17 protein-coding genes and 1 pseudogene are annotated in these 18,369 nt (G+C 72.2%); 10 read left to right on the forward strand and 8 right to left on the reverse strand.

Going from position 1 to position 18,369, the window contains the following annotated elements; genetic code table 11:
- Positions 1–17 precede the first annotated feature (17 nt).
- Positions 18–983, forward strand: a complete 966-nt coding sequence (locus IE262_RS23590; RefSeq protein ID WP_229877424.1) for a LysR family transcriptional regulator — start codon at positions 18–20, stop codon at positions 981–983.
- The gene (locus IE262_RS23595) at positions 980–1,885 is read left to right on the forward strand and encodes a serine hydrolase (protein ID WP_189876314.1); all 906 of its coding nucleotides are present in this window, start codon (positions 980–982) and stop codon (positions 1,883–1,885) included. Before IE262_RS23590 ends, IE262_RS23595 begins: the two co-directional genes overlap by 4 nt.
- Before the next feature lie 64 nt (positions 1,886–1,949).
- Here the strand turns inward: IE262_RS23595 and IE262_RS23600 are convergent, their stop codons facing one another.
- Positions 1,950–3,305: a COG1361 family protein gene (locus tag IE262_RS23600; protein ID WP_229877425.1), complete on the reverse strand. Its 1,356-nt coding sequence runs from the start codon at positions 3,303–3,305 to the stop codon at positions 1,950–1,952.
- Positions 3,306–3,464: 159 nt separating this feature from the next.
- Here IE262_RS23600 and IE262_RS23605 point away from each other — a divergent pair, with 159 nt between their 5' ends.
- Positions 3,465–3,890: a pyridoxamine 5'-phosphate oxidase family protein gene (locus IE262_RS23605; protein WP_189876619.1), complete on the forward strand. Its 426-nt coding sequence runs from the start codon at positions 3,465–3,467 to the stop codon at positions 3,888–3,890.
- 45 nt (positions 3,891–3,935) lie between these two features.
- A complete protein-coding gene (locus IE262_RS23610) occupies positions 3,936–4,604 on the forward strand; it encodes a pyridoxine/pyridoxamine 5'-phosphate oxidase (RefSeq protein WP_189876316.1) in 669 nt (222 codons plus the stop codon).
- Here IE262_RS23610 and IE262_RS23615 read toward each other — a convergent pair.
- From IE262_RS23615 to IE262_RS23630, 4 genes are all read right to left on the reverse strand, one after another.
- Positions 4,582–5,538 carry a GNAT family N-acetyltransferase gene (locus tag IE262_RS23615; protein ID WP_189876318.1) on the reverse strand — a complete coding sequence of 319 codons (957 nt, stop codon included), beginning with the start codon at positions 5,536–5,538 and terminating at the stop codon, positions 4,582–4,584. The two genes, IE262_RS23610 and IE262_RS23615, sit on opposite strands and share 23 nt — an antisense overlap.
- A 61-nt stretch (positions 5,539–5,599) precedes the next feature.
- Complete coding sequence (locus IE262_RS23620; RefSeq protein WP_189876320.1) at positions 5,600–6,310, reverse strand: GNAT family N-acetyltransferase; 711 nt, start codon at positions 6,308–6,310, stop codon at positions 5,600–5,602.
- Positions 6,311–6,370: 60 nt separating this feature from the next.
- Positions 6,371–6,802 carry a Zn-ribbon domain-containing OB-fold protein gene (locus IE262_RS23625; protein WP_189876322.1) on the reverse strand — a complete coding sequence of 144 codons (432 nt, stop codon included), beginning with the start codon at positions 6,800–6,802 and terminating at the stop codon, positions 6,371–6,373.
- Positions 6,799–7,248: a DoxX family membrane protein gene (locus tag IE262_RS23630; RefSeq protein WP_189876324.1), complete on the reverse strand. Its 450-nt coding sequence runs from the start codon at positions 7,246–7,248 to the stop codon at positions 6,799–6,801. Before IE262_RS23630 ends, IE262_RS23625 begins: the two co-directional genes overlap by 4 nt.
- A gap of 264 nt (positions 7,249–7,512) precedes the next feature.
- On the opposite strand from IE262_RS23630, the gene IE262_RS23635 reads away from it, so the two are divergent.
- From IE262_RS23635 to IE262_RS23655, 5 genes are all read left to right on the forward strand, one after another.
- Entirely contained in the window at positions 7,513–8,769 is a 1,257-nt protein-coding gene (locus IE262_RS23635; RefSeq protein WP_189876326.1) for a flavin-containing monooxygenase, read from the forward strand.
- 315 nt (positions 8,770–9,084) lie between these two features.
- Positions 9,085–11,343 carry an acetate--CoA ligase family protein gene (locus IE262_RS23640; protein WP_189876328.1) on the forward strand — a complete coding sequence of 753 codons (2,259 nt, stop codon included), beginning with the start codon at positions 9,085–9,087 and terminating at the stop codon, positions 11,341–11,343.
- Between the two features lie 130 nt (positions 11,344–11,473).
- The gene (locus IE262_RS23645) at positions 11,474–12,301 is read left to right on the forward strand and encodes an enoyl-CoA hydratase/isomerase family protein (protein ID WP_189876330.1); all 828 of its coding nucleotides are present in this window, start codon (positions 11,474–11,476) and stop codon (positions 12,299–12,301) included.
- A 105-nt stretch (positions 12,302–12,406) separates the two neighbouring features.
- Complete coding sequence (locus tag IE262_RS23650; RefSeq protein WP_134034125.1) at positions 12,407–13,027, forward strand: flavin reductase family protein; 621 nt, start codon at positions 12,407–12,409, stop codon at positions 13,025–13,027.
- Between the two features lie 27 nt (positions 13,028–13,054).
- Positions 13,055–13,408 carry a hypothetical protein gene (locus IE262_RS23655; RefSeq protein ID WP_189876333.1) on the forward strand — a complete coding sequence of 118 codons (354 nt, stop codon included), beginning with the start codon at positions 13,055–13,057 and terminating at the stop codon, positions 13,406–13,408.
- A gap of 63 nt (positions 13,409–13,471) precedes the next feature.
- Here IE262_RS23655 and IE262_RS23660 read toward each other — a convergent pair whose 3' ends face one another.
- Positions 13,472–14,782 (reverse strand): MFS transporter, encoded by a 1,311-nt coding sequence (locus IE262_RS23660; RefSeq protein WP_189876335.1) that lies wholly within the window; start codon positions 14,780–14,782, stop codon positions 13,472–13,474.
- 71 nt (positions 14,783–14,853) lie between these two features.
- Here IE262_RS23660 and IE262_RS23665 point away from each other — a divergent pair, with 71 nt between their 5' ends.
- Positions 14,854–16,020 (forward strand): GlxA family transcriptional regulator, encoded by a 1,167-nt coding sequence (locus tag IE262_RS23665; RefSeq protein ID WP_229877426.1) that lies wholly within the window; start codon positions 14,854–14,856, stop codon positions 16,018–16,020.
- Here the strand turns inward: IE262_RS23665 and IE262_RS23670 are convergent.
- Positions 15,979–17,193: pseudogene (locus tag IE262_RS23670) on the reverse strand (MFS transporter); the annotation flags it as partial. The gene IE262_RS23665 and the pseudogene IE262_RS23670 overlap by 42 nt on opposite strands.
- A 118-nt stretch (positions 17,194–17,311) precedes the next feature.
- Positions 17,312–18,361: a Zn-dependent alcohol dehydrogenase gene (locus tag IE262_RS23675; protein ID WP_189876337.1), complete on the reverse strand. Its 1,050-nt coding sequence runs from the start codon at positions 18,359–18,361 to the stop codon at positions 17,312–17,314.
- Positions 18,362–18,369: the final 8 nt, after the last annotated feature.

An 18,369-nucleotide genomic window follows, 5' to 3' on the forward strand; every position in this document is an offset into this window, starting at 1 on the left:
GGCATAAGGTTCCGGCCGTGGACTTGGTGGCAGCGTGTCGTGCGTTCGTCAGCGTCAGCGAGCACGGCAGTTTCACGGTCGGCGCGGCCGCCGCCCGGATGTCGCAGTCCGTGGCCAGCCGTCGCGTCGCCGCGCTGGAGGAACGCTTCGGCGAGCCGTTGTTCGAGCGCACGTCACGGCGGGCCGTCCTCACCCCCTTCGGCCGGGAGATGCTGCCGACGGCCAGACAGCTCGTGCAGGCGGCCGACGTGCTGCTGCACGAGGCGGAGGCCGCCAAGCGCAAGCCGTGGCGGCTCGCGGTGCCCGGCATCTGCTCCACGGCCGGTCTCGCCCGCCTCGTCGCGGAGGCACGCGGGCACGGCGTCACCCTCGATCTGCGCGTCGCGGGACCGGCGCAGCGCAGGGAACTCCTCCACGCGCAACAGGTGCGGGCCGCCCTGCTCGCGGTGCCCGCCGACGACGCGAGGTGGTCCGTGCCGCTCGGCCTCGCCGGTGCCCGGGATCCGGGCGTGAACCGCGTCTACCTCGAAACACTGCGGGTCGGACGAGCCTCCTCCGGCCCCGCCCGCCGCGTCTGGATCCAGCCCGAGGACGACGTGCCGCACATCCGCGACCCACTGACACGACTACGCGACGCGGTCGGTCTGCGGCCCGCACAGCTCGTCGCCGCGCCCGACCTGACGACCGCCGCGGCGGAAGTCCTGTGCTCACGCGACCTGTTGCTGTGCTCGCCCGTCCAGGCCGAGGAACTCGCCCTGGCCTGGCGGCCCGTCGGCGAGATCACGCTCGGCCGGGGCTTCGCCCTGGCCGCCGTCGGCGACGGCAATCCACAGATCGTCGAGGCGCGCCTGGGCGACGCCGTCGCCCGCTGTCTGGGCGCGGCAACCCCGGGAGGGCCAGGGGCAGGACCAGGGGCAGGACCAGGGCCAGGGCCAGGGGCAGGGGCAGGAGAAGAGGCAGGGGCAGGAGGGGCGGGGACTTGAGCACCGAGGCGTTGTTGCACGACCTGCGCGGGCAACTGCGCGACGGGGGCCTGCACGGCTGCCTGCTCGTGCGGGATCTGCACACGGGAGAAGAGCTGGGGATCGAGCCGGACACCCCGCTGCCGTCCGCGTCGCTGGTCAAGGTCCCGCTCGCGATGGCGACGCTCGAACGCATCCGGCGGGGCGAGCTCGACGGAGCGACGGCCCTCGACGTGCCGCCGGGGCGGATCACCACGGCCGGCCCCATCGGGCTGAGCCGTTTCCGCCACCCCGCACGGATCGCGGTCGACGACCTGCTCTACCTGAGCACCTGCCTGAGTGACAGCCACGCCGCCGACGCCCTGTTCGGCCTCACCCCGCCCGCCCGGGTCGCCGAGATCCTCCACGAGCTCGACCTGCGCGACATCACCGTCCGGCACACGATGAACGAGCTGATGGACACCCCCGTCGAACGCCTCGACGCCAGTGAGGTCCACCTCGCCCACTCCCTCGCCATCGACGCCGGCACCAGCGGCCGCGGCCACCGGGTGCCCCAACTCGACACCACCCGCGCCAACACCGGCAGCGCACGCGCCTGGGTCGAACTGCTCCAGGCCCTGTGGACACCGTCGAAGATCCACCCCGAGGTGGCCGAACGCGTACGTGACCTCATGGCCCACAACGTGCTCCGGCACCGGCTCGCCCCGGACTTCACCTCCGACGCCACCACCTGGTCCTCCAAGACCGGCTCGCTCCTGAACCTGCGCCACGAGATCGGCGTCGTCGAGCACGCCGACGGCCAGGCCTTCGCCATCGCCGCCCTCACGGAATCACTCGTCCCGGCCGGCAGCCAGCCGGGGGCCGAGGCCCTCATGGCACAGGTCGCACGCGAACTCCGGGACCACCTACGGCAACTGTGGTAGCGGCCCCGGCCCACGTCGTTCAGGTCGCCGACGTCACCCAGATCGTCCAGATCCCCCAGTTGGCCTACGGCCGAACCCTGATCGTGGCCTCGTCGTTGGCGGGGTCCGGGTCGCGGCGATCGGTGTCGTCCCGGTCCAGGATGCTCGCCGTGCCCTCTCCCGGTTCGCCGAGGCGCAGGGTGAACTCGAAGGTGCGGGAGTCGCCCGGCTCCAGCCGGCGGACGTCGCAGGTGTACGCGAAGCCGTTGCTGTCGCAGTAGGGCTCGTAGACGTCTTCGTCGATCGCCGACATGGGCTGCTTCAGTACGGTCACACCGAACGGCGGGCTGAACACCAGCTCCGCGGCGGGGCCGGGGTCGCCGGGCCCGTTGTTGCGGACGGTGAGGCGGACCTTGCGCTCGGCGCCGGGGGCGCCCTTCAGGTCGACGTCGGAGATCTCGTAGTCGGCGTGGCTGTCGAGGGTGACGCCGGTGCGGGCGCCGCCCTTGACGAACGTCCCCTTCGTGTCCGCGCCGTCCACGCGCTCGGCTTCGAGGGCCGGGCCGTCACCGCGGTCGCCGCCCTCCGGCGCGACACCGTACTGTCCCGGGCCCATGTCCAGCGCCCACGCGTCCTGCCCGAAGGAGCCGTACATCGTCGTCTCGGAGGCGCGCAGCCGCACGGCGGGCCGGAACACGACCGTCTCCCCGGGGCCGATCCTCAGGTCCGGGAACCGGCAGATCGCCATGTGGCCCCGCTGGGGCTCCGGGTAACGGCAGTTCGCGTACCGCCGCGTGAAGTCCAGATCTCCGTCGACGAGTTTGAGGCCGAGGCCTTCGACGGGTACCTCACCGTTGTTGCGGACGACGACGGGCGCGGTGATCGCGGTGCCGGGGCGGACGTCCTTGAACGGCTTGATCGCGCGCACCTCGACCACGGGCTCTCCGACGACGACCCGGGTCCTGGCGGTCAGCTTCCCGCCGTCCCTGGTGGTGTACGTGAACCGTACGACGCCCTCGTCCCCGGGTTCGGCGCCCTTCGCGGGCACGGGGAGGACGCGGTCGAGGTCCTCCCAGTTGTTGTACGTACCGTCGACCTCGCAGCTCACGCGCACGGTGTCGCCCGTGCACCGGGCCCCGCTCTTGCGCAGGCCGACGGTCTTGAGCCGTATGACGTCCTCGGAGCCGCGCACGTCGGCGGTGAGCCGGTGGTCGCGCTGACCGTTCCGGGTGGGCGCCTTGGTGTCCTCCGCCTGGAGGTGGAAGGGCTCCTTGTCGTGGGGGCCGGACTTGTCGTCCTGGGGGCGCAGGTAGAAGACCTCGGGCGCGGAGATCCAGGGCTCCTCGCCGCCGACGCCTGCGCCTGCTCCCGCGCATGCGGTGAGGGCGAGGAGGAGGGCCGTGGTGGCGGCGGCGAGGGCGGCGCCCGGTAAGCGTCTCACCCGCCTCAACCTACTGCCGCCCGGGTGATTCGAGCCATGTGGTCGCGCGTCGGAACACCCGGTGGTCCGAGGCTCGCTGACGGAGAGGTAGAAGACGGAGAGGCAGAAGAACCAGACATGACGACGACGTCCCCGCCGCACCCGTTGGAGGAGATCGACATGGCCCTGACCCGCGAAGAGCGAGAGCAGTTCCTTGCCGAGCCGCACATCGCGGCGTTCGCCGTGGACGGAGGTCCGGGCCGGGCCCCGCTCACCGTACCGATCTGGTACCAGTACGCCCCCGGCGGCGAGATCTGGATCATGACCGGGCTCGACAGCCGCAAGTACCAGCGGATCAAGGCCGCGGGCCGGTTCTCCCTGATGGTCGACCGGACCGAACCCACCATCCGGTACGTGTCGGTCGAGGGCCCGGTGACCGACACGATCCCCGCGACCATCGACAAGCTCCGCGAGATCTCCGCCCGCTACCTCCCTGCCGGGAAGGTGGACGCGTACGTGGAGTTCGCCTCGAAGAGCCACGGCGAGCAGGTCATCATCCACATGCGACCGGAGAAGTGGGTCTCGTCCGACCTGGGTTCCCTTTGAGGCGGCCCTGAGCACGTGGCCCTCGGGGCCGGTGACAATCGGGGCATGGGAACGGATCTTGACGAGCTGCTGAGGTCGCTGCGGGTGTGGGACCCGGAGATCACCGAACTGCGCTCCTTCGACACGGCCACCGCACCCGCCGCACCACTGCCCCTGTTCACCGCGTGGTTCGCGGAGGCGGTGGCGGCGGGGCAGCCTGAGCCGCACACGATGTCCCTCGCCACGGCGGACGCGGAGGGCACGCCGGACGTACGGACGGTCATGCTGCACGGTGCGGACGAGCACGGCTGGCACTTCGCCTCGCACGCGGGCAGCCGGAAGGGCCGGCACCTGGCCGCCCGGCCGTACGCGGCGCTCGGCTTCTACTGGCCCGCCCTGGGCCGCCAGGTGCGGGTGCGCGGCCGGGTGACGGTCGCGCCCGCCGAGGTCGCGGACGCCGATCTGCACGCCCGTTCCACGGGGGCGCTCGCCGCCGCCCTCGTGGGGCACCAGAGCGAAGTGCTGTCCGGCCACGAGGAGTTGGAGCGGGCCTCGGAGGCCGCGTGGGAGCGCGCACAACGCGAGCCGGACGCGTCGGTTCCGTCGTGGACGGTGTACGTGCTCGCACCGGACGAGGTGGAGTTCTTCCAGGGCGACGCACGGCGACGGCACGTACGACTCGACTACCGACGTGACGAGGACGGCGGCTGGGTCAGGGGGTTGCTGTGGCCGTGAGCGACGTCGTGGCCGTGCGGGTGGCCGGGGCGGTGCGGGTGGTCGGGGCGGTGCGTGGGGCCGGGGCCGTGAAGTCACGGGTGGCGAAGTCCTGGACCGGGCGGTAGCCGATGCGCTGGTAGAGCCCGTTGCTGGTCGGGTTGGACAGGTCGGTGAAGAGCAGCACCTCGTCGGCGCCCTTGGCGAGCGCGGCACGGCTCACCTCAGCCGTGACCGCGCCCGCGTACCCGCGCCCCCGCAGCTCGGCCGGGGTGAAGACGGACACCACGCGCACCTGCCCGGCGATCTCGGGCATGGCTCCCGCCATGGCGACGGGCGTGCCGTCCGGCAGCTCCCACACCATGAGCCCGCCGTACGCGAGCCGCGCCGCGACCCACGCGTCCGGGTCCTGCCGTGGTGCCCCCACATCCGCGCAGAACTCTCCGTACCACCGGACGAGCAGATCGTGGTCGTCCCCGCCCGCGGGCCGCGCCTCGCCGGGCGGGGCTGGTTCGGGCACCGTGAGCGCCCCGAGCCGGTACAGCCGCTGCCGCGTCGCGAGCCGGGCGACGGCGCCCGTACGGCGCTCCCACGCGGCCGCGAACTCCGCCGCCGTCCGACTCGGGCCCATCACCCCCGGCAACGCCCCGCCCGTCTCCGCGAACCGCCCTGCGAGCGCGTCGGCGGCCTCGGGGGTCGCGGCGGTGAGGTTCAGTGGGTACGGCGGTGTCCGCAGGGCGGTGGCGCGTACGGCGCCCTCCGGGTCCGTGAGCCACGCGAAGCGAGGTGCCTCTTCGCCGTACACCCGCATGCCCTGCGTACGCAGTGCGGCGGTGACCGTCAACTGCACGGTGTGCAGCGCGGGTTCGGAAGCCAGGAAGGCCCCGGCACGGTCGAGGAAGACATCGAGGTCCCGCGTGATCTGCCAGTCGTGCGGGTGGGAGGCGGAGGGCATGCGGCCATGGTCCCGCGAGCCCCGGCACCGCGCCCGGTATTTACACCCGCCCGCCCGGTCGCTACGCCTCACCCGGCTCCGGGTTCGGGTCCGGGTTCGGGTCCGGGGCGTCCCGGCCTCCGTCCGAGTCCGGGTCCGGGTCCGTTGCCAGGCGGGCGTGCAGGTGGATGTCGCGGAAGGCGTCGTGGCGGCCCTCCTCGAACAGGGCGCCCCGGAGCGTGCCCTCGTACGGGAAGCCGCAGCGCTCGGCGATCCGGCACGAGGCGTCGTGTCCGAGGGCGTGCCCCAGCTCCAGGCGGTGCATGCCCAGGTCGGTGAAGGCCCAGCGTGCGGTCAGGCGAAGGGCGCGGGTGGCTGTGCGGCGGCCGCGGGCCTCGGGCAGGACCCAGTAGCCGACGCGGGCGTTTCGCATGAAGTGGTCGATCGCGTTGACACCCATGTGCCCGAGTGGCGACCCGGTCGCGGCGTCCGTGACGCAGAAGGACACGCACTTGCCCTCCGCCTCCCACTCGGCACGCAGCCGCAGCGACTCCCGTGCGTCCTCCATCGTGTCGACCGGCTTCACCGGGGTGTTCCACCGCTGGAACTCCGGGTCCGAGTACCCGCGCAGCCACGCCTGGACGTCGGAGTCGCTCTCCGCGTCCCAGGGCCTCAACCGCAGGCCCTCCCCGTGCAGTTCGGGGGCCGGGATCGAGGGTGTGGGGTGCGTCCGAGAGCGCGGCCGGTTCCGGGACTCGTGCTCATGCGCGTTCTGCCTGTGGAGATCCGCCATCCGCCCATTGAAACTCCCATGAGAACCGGACCGCCGCCCGGCCCCCACCCGGGGGCCACCTCACGCGCGGGGCCGGAAAACGGGAACGGCCACATCCCCGCCCTCCACGTTCTCCCCTCCCCGGAACGTCACCTCCAGCTCCATCCCCACCCGCAGCTCGCCCTCCCCGCACTCCACGACCTCGGTCATCATCCGGGGCCCCTCAGCGAGGTCGACCACGGCGGCGACGTACGGGGTGCGCTCACCGAAGGGCGGGAGGTCGTTGCGGTGGACGACGGACCAGGTGTAGAGGGTGGCCCGGCCGCTCACGGGCTCCCACGTCACGTCCTCGCTCCAGCAGTGGGGGCAGAACTCGCGAGGGTAGTGGTGGGCACGCCCGCAGTCCCCGCAACGGCGCAGGAGCAGGTGGCCCTCGGCGGCGGCGTCCCAGTACGGGCGGGTGAAGGCGTCAACCTCAGGTACGTCGAAGCGCGCGCTTGTCGGACCGCTCACTGGAACAGCCCCAGCGCGTCGTCGAGCGACCAGGTCTGCCACGACATCGCGAACAGTCCGACCACCGAGATCAGCGCCATCATCGAGTTCTGCCCCTGCTCGGCCCAGTCGTGGATCATGAGGACGAAGTAGATGAGGTTGAGCAGCATGCCTGCGACCAGCGCGACCGGCGTCAGGAAGCCGAGGATCAGGCCCAGGCCGAGGGCGAGTTCCGCGTACGCGACGACGTAGGCCATCGTGCGCGGGCGGGGTGCGACGACGACGTCGAAGCCGCCGCGCACCACGTTCCACCGGTGCTTCGCCGCGATGCCCGCCGCCCAGGTGATACCGCCGCCCTCGAACCACTTCTTCTTGTCCTTGTGCCGCCAGCTCTCCAGCCACCACAGCCCCAGCCCGACGCGCAGCACGGCGAGCCATTCGGCACCGGTGAGCCAGATCGTGTCCATGGAGCCCCCTGCCTACGGGCGATTGTCTGACGGGTCGTCAGTTCGCCAGTTCACCGCACGGGGCATGAACACGCAAGGGGACTGAAGGGGACTGAAGGGGGCCGAAGGGGACTGCACCCGGACCCACCCCCCTCACTGTCCCCGCACATTTGGAGACTCCCAAGTCACGCGTCCCGCCCACTTCCCCCACAGCCGTGATCAATCCGCAACCAATTCCGGGCTTGACCGAGACCCATCAAATGAACGGGCGCATAACCTCGGCACATGGCCGACTCCCCCACGCACACCGAGCCCGCCGACTCCGCCGGGTCCACCGACCCCGCCGGGTCCAGCGACTCCGTCAGCCGCGCGGAGCGGGCCCGTACCGATCGTCCCGTGTACGTCATCGGCGGTGGCCCGGGCGGGCTGGCCGTGGCGTACGCGCTGCGGGCCCGGGGCGTACGCGCCGTCGTGCTGGAGAAGTCCGACCGGGTCGGGGCGTCGTGGCGCAAGCACTACGACCGCCTGCATCTGCACACGACCCGGCGCCTGTCGGGGCTGCCCGGCCTGCCGATGCCGCGCCGGTTCGGCCGCTGGGTGTCGCGGGACAACGTGGTGCGGTACCTGGAGAAGTACGCCGAGTACCACGAGCTGGAGATCGTCACCGGCGTCGAGGTCTCGCGCGTGGAGCCGGCCGCCGACGGCAGCGGCTGGCTGCTGCACGCCACCGGCGGACGTGAGCTGACCGGCAGCGCGGTCGTCGTCGCCACCGGCTACAACCACACACCCCGCCTCCCCGACTGGCCCGGCCGCGACGGCTACACCGGCGAACTGCTCCACGCCGGCGAGTACCGCAACGCCACTCCCTTCGCCGACCGCGACGTCCTCGTCGTCGGCATCGGCAACACCGGGGCCGAGATCGCCGTCGACCTGCTGGAGGGCGGGGCCTCGCGCGTACGGCTCGCGGTGCGCACCGCCCCGCACCTCGTGCGCCGCTCGACGGCCGGCTGGCCGGCCCAGTTCAGCGCCATCGCCGTACGGCGCCTGCCGGTCGCCCTCGTCGACCGCCTCGCCAAGCCGGTGGCCAGGCTCAGCGTGCCCGACCTGTCCGCGCACGGGCTGCCCCGGCCCGACACCGGGCTGTACTCGCGCGTCAACGCGGGCTCCATCCCCGTCCAGGACGTCGGCCTCATCGACGCCGTACGAAACGGCCGGGTCGAGATCGTGGCCGCGGTGGAGGGCTTCGAGGGCGGCAAGGTGGTCCTCGCCGACGGCGACCGCATCGAGCCCGAGGCCGTGGTGGCCGCCACCGGGTACCGCCGCGCCCTGGAAGGACTCGTCGGCCACCTCGGCGTCCTCGACGAGCGTGGGAAGCCGGTCGTCCACGGCGCCCGCACCCCCAAGAACGCCCCCGGCCTGTACTTCACCGGCTTCACCAACCCCATCAGCGGCATGCTGCGCGAACTCGCCCTGGACGCCCAGAAGATCGCCAAGGCGGTCGCCCGCCAGGGCGGGGCGGAGCGCAGGCCGCCCCGCACCTGACCGCCGAGGTTCGGCCGCTCCGTGAGTCACCTCCGTCGCGTTCGCATTACCTGCGTCGCGTCACCTCCGTCGCATTGCCTACGTCGAGTCACCTCCGCCGCGTTACCTCCGTCCGGTGTTCCAGCGGCGCCTGTGGCGGGTACGAAGCCTGTGCCGTGCCCGTCATGCACATGCCCCTCTCCCGCCGCGGTGGCGGTGGGGCTCCTCGCACCTCTCGCGTGCACGACTGTTCCTGACATGCGGTCAGTTCAGTAACCTGTGAGTAATCTGACACTACGTCAGCTACTTGGCTGTCACACAGGAGCGGGCGGACCGATGCTTGGATCAACCCACGGCACCCTCACCACCGACTCCCGCCGGGCCAGGGTCATCGCCTGCGGCGAGCACCCCTCACCCGTCGTGCACGGCAGGCCCGCCACGACCGACGACCTCGACGTCAGCGGGCGCCCGCTGTACGCCGACGTCCCCGATCTCGACCGCTTCTTCCGCCCCGCCTCCGTGGCCGTGGTCGGCGCCTCGGACACGGAGGGACGGCCGAACAGCGGTATCACTCGGCAGTTACTCACCTGGGCCGAACGGGTCGGCGCCCGGCTGCATCCGGTGCACCCCACGCGTCAGTCCGTCTTCGGCATCCCCTGTTCTCCTTCCGTCGCCGACCTGCCCGAGCAGGTGGATCTCGCCGTGCTGCTGGTCTCCGACCCCCTTCCCGTGATCGAGGAACTCGCCGAGACCAAGGTGAAGTTCGCGGTCGCCTTCGCCTCCGGGTTCGCGGAGACGGGCGCGGAGGGCGCGGCCGCGCAGGAGCGGCTCGCGGCCGCCGTGGCCCGCTCCGGACTGCGGCTGCTGGGCCCGAACACCAACCTCAACGCCTTCGAGCGGTTCCGGGACGACCTGGACGGGCCGGCCATCGCGCTCATCACCCAGTCCGGCCACCAGGGCCGCCCCGTCTTCGCCCTCCAGGAACTCGGCATCCGCCTCTCCCACTGGGCACCCACGGGCAACGAGGCCGATCTGGAGACCGCCGACTTCATCTCCTACTTCGCCGAGCAGCCCGAGGTGGGTGCCATCGCCGCCTACGTGGAGGGTCTGAAGGACGGCCGCTCCTTTCTGCTCGCCGCCGACCGGGCCGCTCGGCGCGGGGTGCCCGTCGTCGCCGTCAAGGTCGGCCGCACCGAGACCGGCGCCCGTACCGCCGCCTCACACACCGGCAAGCTGACCGGCGCCGACGCGGTGGTGGACGCGGCCATGCGGCAGTACGGAGTGATACGGGTCGACGGGCTGGACGAACTCCAGGACACCGCGGCCCTGTTGGCTCGGGCACGTCGGCGACCGGCCCCGGACACCGAAGGCGGTCGGCCCCGGACCGCCGACGGGGTCGTCGTGTATTCGATCTCGGGCGGCACGGGCGCGCACTTCACCGACCTGGCGGCCGAGGCGGGGCTCCACCTTCCGGTGCTGTCGGAGGACAAGCAGACCGAACTGCACCAGTGGATACCCGAGTACCTCAACGTGGCCAACCCCGTCGACAACGGCGGGCACCCGGTGGGCGACTGGCGCGGGCGGAAGATCATCGACGCGATCCTCGACGACCCGGACGTGGGCGTACTGATCTGTCCCATCACCGGGCCCTTCCCGCCCATGAGCGACAAGCTCGCGCAGGACCTCGTGGACGCGGCGGAGCAGACGGACAAGCTGGTGTGCGTGGTGTGGGGCTCGCCGGTGGGCACCGAGTCCGCGTACCGGGAGACGCTGCTCGGCTCGTCCCGGGTCGTGACCTTCCGCACCTTCGCCAACTGCATCACGGCCGTCCGCGCCCACCTCGACCACCAGCGGTTCACCGCCGCGTACCGTTCCCCCTTCGATGAGGCGCCCCGCAGCCCGTCGCCCTCCTTCCGCAAGGCCCAGGCACTGATGCGACCCGGGCAGCAGCTGAGCGAGCACGCGGCGAAGCAGCTGCTGCGGGCGTACGGGATCCGTGTGCCGCGCGAGCAGTTGGTGACCAGCGCCGCCGCGGCCGTACGCGCGGCGAGCCTGGTCGGCTACCCCGTGGTGATGAAGGCGTCCGGAGCGCGGATCGCGCACAAGACGGAGCTCGGACTGGTGAAGATCGGGCTGACATCGGCCAGCCAGGTCCGCGACGCTTATCGCGAGCTCACCGACATCGCGCGCTACGAGGGCATCTCGCTCGACGGGGTGCTGGTGTGCCAGATGGTCGAGCGGGGCGTGGAGATGGTCGTGGGCGTCACCCACGACCCGCTCTTCGGGCCGACGGTCACGGTGGGGCTCGGCGGAGTGCTGGTGGAGGTCCTGCGCGACTCCGCCGTGCGCGTGCCCCCCTTCGGCGAGGACCAGGCCCGCGCCATGCTCACCGAACTGCGCGGGCGGGCCCTGCTGGACGGGGTACGCGGGGCTCCCCCGGCCGACGTGGACGCCCTCGTCGAGGTCGTGCTCCGGGTGCAGCGCATGGCGCTGGAGCTCGGGGGCGACCTCGCCGAGCTGGACATCAACCCGCTGATGGTGCTCCCACGCGGGCAGGGGGCGGTGGCGCTGGACGCGCTGGCGGTCTGCCGCTGAGCGCGTCCCCCATGTCCGCATCGCGCCCATCAGACCCACCAGACCCACCAGACCCAGCAGACCCAGCAGACCCACCAGACCCACCAGGCCCATCACGCCCGTCACTCCCCGTACCCAACGGAGCATCCACATGTCCGGCTCCCCCCTCGAACCTCCCGAAAAATCCCGTGACTCATTGATACTGCACGCCACTGACAACGCCGTCTCGTGGATCACTCTCAACCGCCCCGAGGCGATGAACGCCATCACCCCCGACCAGCGGGAACGGATCATCCAGCTGCTCGCGGAGGCATCTGCGGACCCGGCCGTGCGCGCCGTCGTCATCACCGCGACCGGCCGCGGCTTCTGCGCGGGCGCGGACCTGCGCGGTGCCTCCGCCTCGCTCTCCGAACGCGTTCCCGGCGACGTCGCCCGCACCCTCCGGCTCGGCGCCCAGCGCCTGATCGCCGCCGTGCTCGACTGCGAGAAGCCGGTGATCGCGGCGGTGAACGGCACGGCGGCCGGTATCGGCGCGCACCTCGCGTTCGCCTGCGACCTGGTACTGGCGGCCGAACCCGCGCGTTTCATCGAGGTGTTCGTACGGCGCGGCCTCGTCCCGGACGGCGGCGGCGCGTACCTCCTCCCCCGTTTGATCGGACCCCAGCGGGCGAAGGAACTGATGTTCTTCGGCGACGCGCTGTCGGCGGCGGACGCGGAACGGCTCGGGCTCGTCAACCGCGTGGTTCCGCCGGAGGAGCTGGAGAAGACGGCCCGTGAGTGGGCCGAACGCCTCGCCACCGGCCCCACTCGCGCCCTCGCCCTCACCAAGCAACTCGTGAACGCGTCCCTCGACACCGACCGCGCCACCGCCTTCGCCGCCGAGGCCGCCGCCCAGGAGATCAACATGACGACGGCGGACGCGAACGAAGGTGTGACGAGCTTCGTGGAGCGTCGAACACCACGGTACGAGGGGCGCTGACCCGCTCTTCGCGCCCCACCTCTTCACCCCTCACCTCCTCACGCCTCGTACCTTCACGCCCCGCCCCTTCACTTCTGACGGCCCGTCAAGTTCAATGGCGGTGTGATGGGAAGCGCAGGGATGGCGGCCGCCGCCGTCCGGTACCTGAGGTCGGCGGGGGCTCGTACGGCCGTGGAGCCCGTCGATGCGCTGCCGCGCCCGGAGTTGCGGAGCGTCGGGGAGGACGAGCGGGCGCCGGTGGAGCAGGCGGAGTTCCGGCGGGTGCTGGGGAACTTCGCGACGGGGGTGACCGTTGTCACCGCACCGGCAACCACTGACGACGGCCCCGCGGGCTTCGCCTGCCAGTCCTTCTCCTCCCTCTCCCTGGACCCGCCGCTGGTCGCGTTCATGGTCGGCCGTACGTCGACGACGTGGCCGCGCATCGCCCGCGCGGGCGTCTTCTGCGTGAACGTACTGGCCGCCGACCAGGCCGAGTTGTGCCGTGGGTTCGCGGTGAGCGGGGCCGACAAGTTCGCGGGGGTCTCCTACGACGCGTCCCCCGCCACCGGTTCCCCTCGTCTCACCGGCGCCGCCGCCTGGATCGACTGCACGATCCACGCGGTGCACACGGGCGGGGATCACCTGATCGTGGTCGGACGGGTGGAGACCCTCGGCGCGGCCGACGCGACGGAGGTACCTCCGCTGCTGTTCCACCGCGGGCGGTTCGGGGAGTTCACGGGTATCTGACGGTGTGGGTGCCGGAGGATGTCACCCATGGACGTGGACGAGACGCGGGACGAGTACGTCGAGCGCTTCAGCGCCCTCGTGGGCAAGGGGCTCGACGAGCTGTTCGTAGCGGATCGGCTGCCGGGCCTCGTCGGCGGGCGGCTGGAGCACTTCGCCGTCGTGGACAGGGTCGTGGACAAGGTCGTGGGCAAGGGAGTGTCCGTCCACGCGGAGACCCGCTTCTCCTTCCGCGGCCACCGCTTCCGCTACGAGCGACAGATCTGGCCGCCCGGCTTCCCGCTGGAGATCCAGACCGCCCTCTACATCGAACACCTGAGGGAACGGGTCCTCACCCGCCGCTACCGGGAAGAGACGGACCCGGAGGCGGTCATCGAGATCTAGCGCAGACCGGCCGTGCCCCTGTGCCCCTGTGCCCCTGTGCCCCTGTGCCCCTGTGCCCCTGTGTCAGGCCACCGCCGCCCGCCCCGCCGGCCGCCGCCGGATCACCAGGGACATCAGCGCCGCCGCCGCGCACAGCGCGCCCGCGGCGTACCAGACGACGTCGTAGGAGCCGAAGGTGTCCCGGGCGACGCCGCCGAGGAAGGCGACGAGGGCGGCGCCGACCTGGTGGGAGGCGAGGACCCAGCCGAAGACGATGGCGCTGTCGTCGCCGTACTGCTCGCGGCACAGCGCCAGGGTCGGCGGGACCGTAGCGACCCAGTCGAGGCCGTAGAAGACGATGAAGAAGACCATCGGCAGTTGGACGCTCGGGGCGAGCAGCATCGGCAGGAACAGCAGCGAGATGCCGCGGAAGGCGTAGTACACCGCCAGAAGGCGCCGCGGCTCGTAACGGTCCGTGAACCAGCCGGAGGCGATGGTGCCGAGGACGTCGAACACGCCGATGACCGCGAGGAGCGAGGCCGCCGCCGTGATGGGCATGCCGTGGTCGTGGGCGGCGGGCACGAAGTGGGTCTGGATGAGACCGTTCGTCGAGGCGCCGCAGATCGCGAAGGTGCCGGCCAGCAGCCAGAACGGCCCGGTGCGCATGGCGGAGAACAGGACGGTGACCGCGCGCCGGGCGGCCCCCCGCACGGGCGCGGGCTTCTCCACGAACTCCTTCGCCCCGTACGGCTTCAGGCCCACGTCGGCCGGGTGGTCCCGCAGGAGCAGCCAGACGAAGGGGACGACGGCCAGGGCGGCGAGGGCCACCGTGACGGCGGCGGGGCGCCAGTCGTACTCCGAGACGATCCACGACAGCAGTGGCAGGAAGATCAGCTGGCCGGAGGCGGAGGCCGCGGTGAGGATGCCGGTGACCAGGCCGCGCCGCTCGGTGAACCAGCGGTTGGTGACCGTGGCGGCGAAGGCCAGCGCCATCGAGCCGGAACCGAGGCCCACCAGCAGCCCCCAGCAGAGCATGAGCTGCCAGGCCTCGGTCATCCACACCGTGACGCCGGACCCGATCGCGATCACCGTCAGCGCGACCGCGACGACCCGGCGGATGCCGAACCGGTCCATCAGCGCGGCGGCGAACGGCGCCGTCAGCCCGTAGAGCGCCAGGTTGATCGAGACGGCCGCGCCGATCGTGCCACGCGACCAGTCGAACTCCTGGTGCAGGGGATCGATGAGCAGGCCCGGCAGGGAGCGGAAGGCCGCGGCGCCGATGATCGTCACGAAGGTCACGGCCGCGACGAACCACGCGCGGTGGACGCGGACGCCCGACGGCCGGGTGGGCCGGGTGCCCTCGGGGCTGGCGGTGGTCTCGGTTGTCTGGGTCACGCCATAGAGCTTCCGTCCTGCGATGACGCCCATCGAGTGGCCGGAGAGACAGTATTCGCTAGGATCGGGCCATGCGCAGCGCACAGGGGTTCCGTCCGCACCGGGTCGTCGTCCTCGCCCTCGACGGACTGCTGCCCTTCGAGCTGGGCATCCCGCACCGGATCTTCGGCCGCCCGAAGGACGCCACGGGACGGCACCTGTACGAGGTCGTGACCTGCTCGATCCGGCCGCCCGGCCCGGTGCGGACCGATGCCGACTTCGCGATCCAGGTCGAGCACGGGCCCGAGGCGCTGGCCACCGCGGACACGGTCATCGTCCCGGCGTCGTACGAACTCGGGCCGGTCTTCAAGGAGGGCGTGCTCACCGACGAGCTGGCCGCCGCCCTCGCGCACATCAGGCCCGGCACCCGGCTCGCCTCCATCTGCACCGGCGTGTACGTCCTCGCCGCCGCCGGCCTCCTCGACGGCCGCCCCGCCACCACGCACTGGGCCGACGCCGAGCGCCTGCAACGGCTGTTCCCCCGGATCGAGGTCGACCCCGATGTGCTGTTCATCGACGACGGAGACGTGCTGACCTCCGCGGGCGTCGCGGCCGGCATCGACCTGTGCCTGCACATGGTGCGCCGCGACCACGGCGCGGCGGTGGCCAACGAGGTGGCCCGGCGCACGGTCGTTCCGCCGCACCGTGACGGCGGGCAGGCGCAGTACATCGAACGGCCGGTGCCCGACCCGCAGGCGGCGACCACGACCACCGCCCGCGCCTGGGCGCTGGGCCGTCTGCACCAACCGATCCAGCTGCGGGACATGGCCGCGCGGGAGTCCATGTCGGTACGGACCTTCACCCGCCGCTTCCGGGAGGAGACCGGCGTCAGCCCCGGTCAGTGGCTCACCCAGCAGCGCGTCGAGCGGGCCCGTCACCTGCTGGAGTCCAGCGACCTGTCCATCGACCAGGTGGCCCACGACGCGGGCTTCGGCACGGCCCAGTCGATGCGGCAACACCTCCAGGCGGCGCTAGGTGTCACTCCGACCGCGTATCGGCGGACGTTCCGCGCCGGGAGCGGCCACGACCGGGCCGCCAGCAGCGGAGCTGTCAACGGAGCCGACAGCGGGACCGTCGACGGGGCCCTCAACAGCGGAACCGGCCGCGACGGAACCAGCGGCGATGGAACCCGCCGCGACGGAACCAGCCGCAACGGAACCAGCCGTCTCAGCACCAGCCGTATCAGCACCGCGAGTTGAGCGTGCGGCGGAGGTCGTCGCGAGCCTGCGCTCGCCCAGCGCGCCGATCGCCGTGAGCAGCAGCGTCAGGCCGACGCCCGCGAGGATCGCCGTCGACGGTGCGACGAAGTTCAGCAGGGCGCCCGCGAGGGAGCCCGTCGCCGCATAGCCCGCGCCGGCGGCCGCGTACATCACCGAGTACCCGGCGGCCAGGGCGCTCGACGGGAGCGCCTCGCCCAGGGAGAGGTTGCGGGTGACGAACGCACCGGCCTGGAGGACTCCGGCGAGGACCAGCGCGGCGGCCAGCCACGCCGTGTGAGGTATGAGGGCGACCAGCGTCACGCACGCCGAGACACCGCACATCAGCACCGTGCTCCGGGTACGCAGTTGGCCCGGCCAGGAGCGCAGACCGTAGAGGAACGCGCCCGCCCCCGATCCCAGGGCCAGCCCGGTGAGCAGGGGACCGGACCAGCCGACGCCCGTGCCGCGCTGTTCCAGGAGGGCGGGCAGCATGAGTTCGGCCAGACCGAGGATGGAGAGGGAGGCCGCGCCCGTGACGTAGACCGGCCAGGCGCGGGCCAGGAGGCGGAGGACCGATGTGCCGTCGCCGTCCGCCTTGTCCGCTTCCCAGCCCACGGGCAGCAGCCACAGACCCGCCACGGACGATCCCATGAGGGCGGCGGCGAGCAGCAGCGGAACCCAGGGGGCGACGCCGAGCGCGAGACCGGTGACCGCGGCCGGGGACACCGCCCATATGGCGGACACCAGCATCGACTCCGTGGACAGGGCCTGGGCCACGGCGCGCTTCGGGACGATGCTGGTCAGCAGGGCGCGGAGACCTCCGGTGGCCGCGGCGGGGGCGGCGCCCGCGAGGAAGGCGAACGCGGCGAGGACCACCGGGTGCGCGGCCGGTAACAGACCGAGTCCCGCGAAACCGGCCGCGCCCGCCGCGAGGCCCGCGGCGAGCTGGGGGCGGGCTCGCTCGGGACGGGTGCGCATGCCCAGGAGGGGAGCGCCGATGATCTCACCGATGACGTACGCCGCCGCGAGCGCCGCGCCCAGGGGGTAGCCGCCCGGACGTTCGCGGACCAGGAAGACCAGGGCGAGCGGGGCCATGGCGACGGGCATACGGGCGCCGATGGACACGATGGCCCAGGTCAGGACCTGCTGGGAGGCGATGTCTCGGTAGGTCATACGTCGAAGGTAGGCCACGGGACTGACAGTGCCCCAGGCGTTTTCGGGCCTGTACGCCGCACCCCCGTGGGGGTGCCCCGTCGGGTGCCCCGCGGGGGTGCCCCGTGGGGGTGGCACCTCAAAACGTGAGCACGCCGCGCGCCACCCTCCCCTCCCTCGCGTCCTGTGCCGCCTTCTCGAAGTCCTCCACCGGGTACGTCGCCGTCACCAACTCGTCCAGCAGCAGGCGTCCTTCGCGGTACAGGTCGGCGTACAGGGCGATGTCGCGCTGGGGGCGTGAGGAGCCGTAGCGGCAGCCGAGGATGGACTTGTCCAGGTACATGGACGAGACCTGGAAGGACGCCTCGGCCGTCGCGGGCGGCACCCCGAGCAGGACGGCCTGACCGTGGCGGTCCAGGAGGTCGACGGCCTGGCGGATGAGGTCGACACGGCCGACGCACTCGAAGGCGTGGTCCGCGCCCGTGGGGAGAATGTCCCGTACACCGTCCGTCGAGGTCAGGAAGTGGGTCGCACCGAAGCGGCGGGCCACCGCCTCCTTGTCCGGGTTCGCGTCCACCGCCACGATCCGCAGCGCGCCCGCGATCCGGGCGCCCTGGAGGACGTTGAGGCCGATACCGCCCGTACCGATCACCAGGACGCTGTCGCCGCGGTCCACGCGCGCGCGGTTCAGTGCCGCCCCCACACCCGTCACCACCCCGCACCCGATCAGGGCGGCCGACGGCAGCGGGATGTCCTTCGGGATGCGGACCGCCTGCACGGCCCTGACGACGGTGCGTTCCGCGAAGGCCGAGTTGCTCGCGAACTGGTACAGCGAGCGCCCGTCCCGCGTGAACGGGCGGCCCGGCCTGCCGATCGCGCTCCGGCACATCGTCGGCCGGCCCCGGTCGCAGTCCGCGCAGGCACCGCAGTTCGCGAGCGTGGACAGCGCCACGTGGTCCCCCGGCCGGACGTGTGTGACGCCCTCGCCCACCGCCTCCACGACCCCCGCGCCCTCATGGCCGAGCACCACAGGTACGGGGAAGGGTATGGTCCCGTCCACCACCGACAGATCGCTGTGGCACAGCCCGGCCGCCGAGACCGCGACCCGCACCTCGCCGGGCCCCGGCTCCCGTACCTCCAAGTCGTCGACGACCCGCACCCGTTCCCCGTCGAAGACCACGCCTCGCATCACAACCC

Source organism: Streptomyces bluensis, from assembly GCF_014650715.1.
GTDB classification, from domain to species: domain Bacteria; phylum Actinomycetota; class Actinomycetes; order Streptomycetales; family Streptomycetaceae; genus Streptomyces; species Streptomyces bluensis.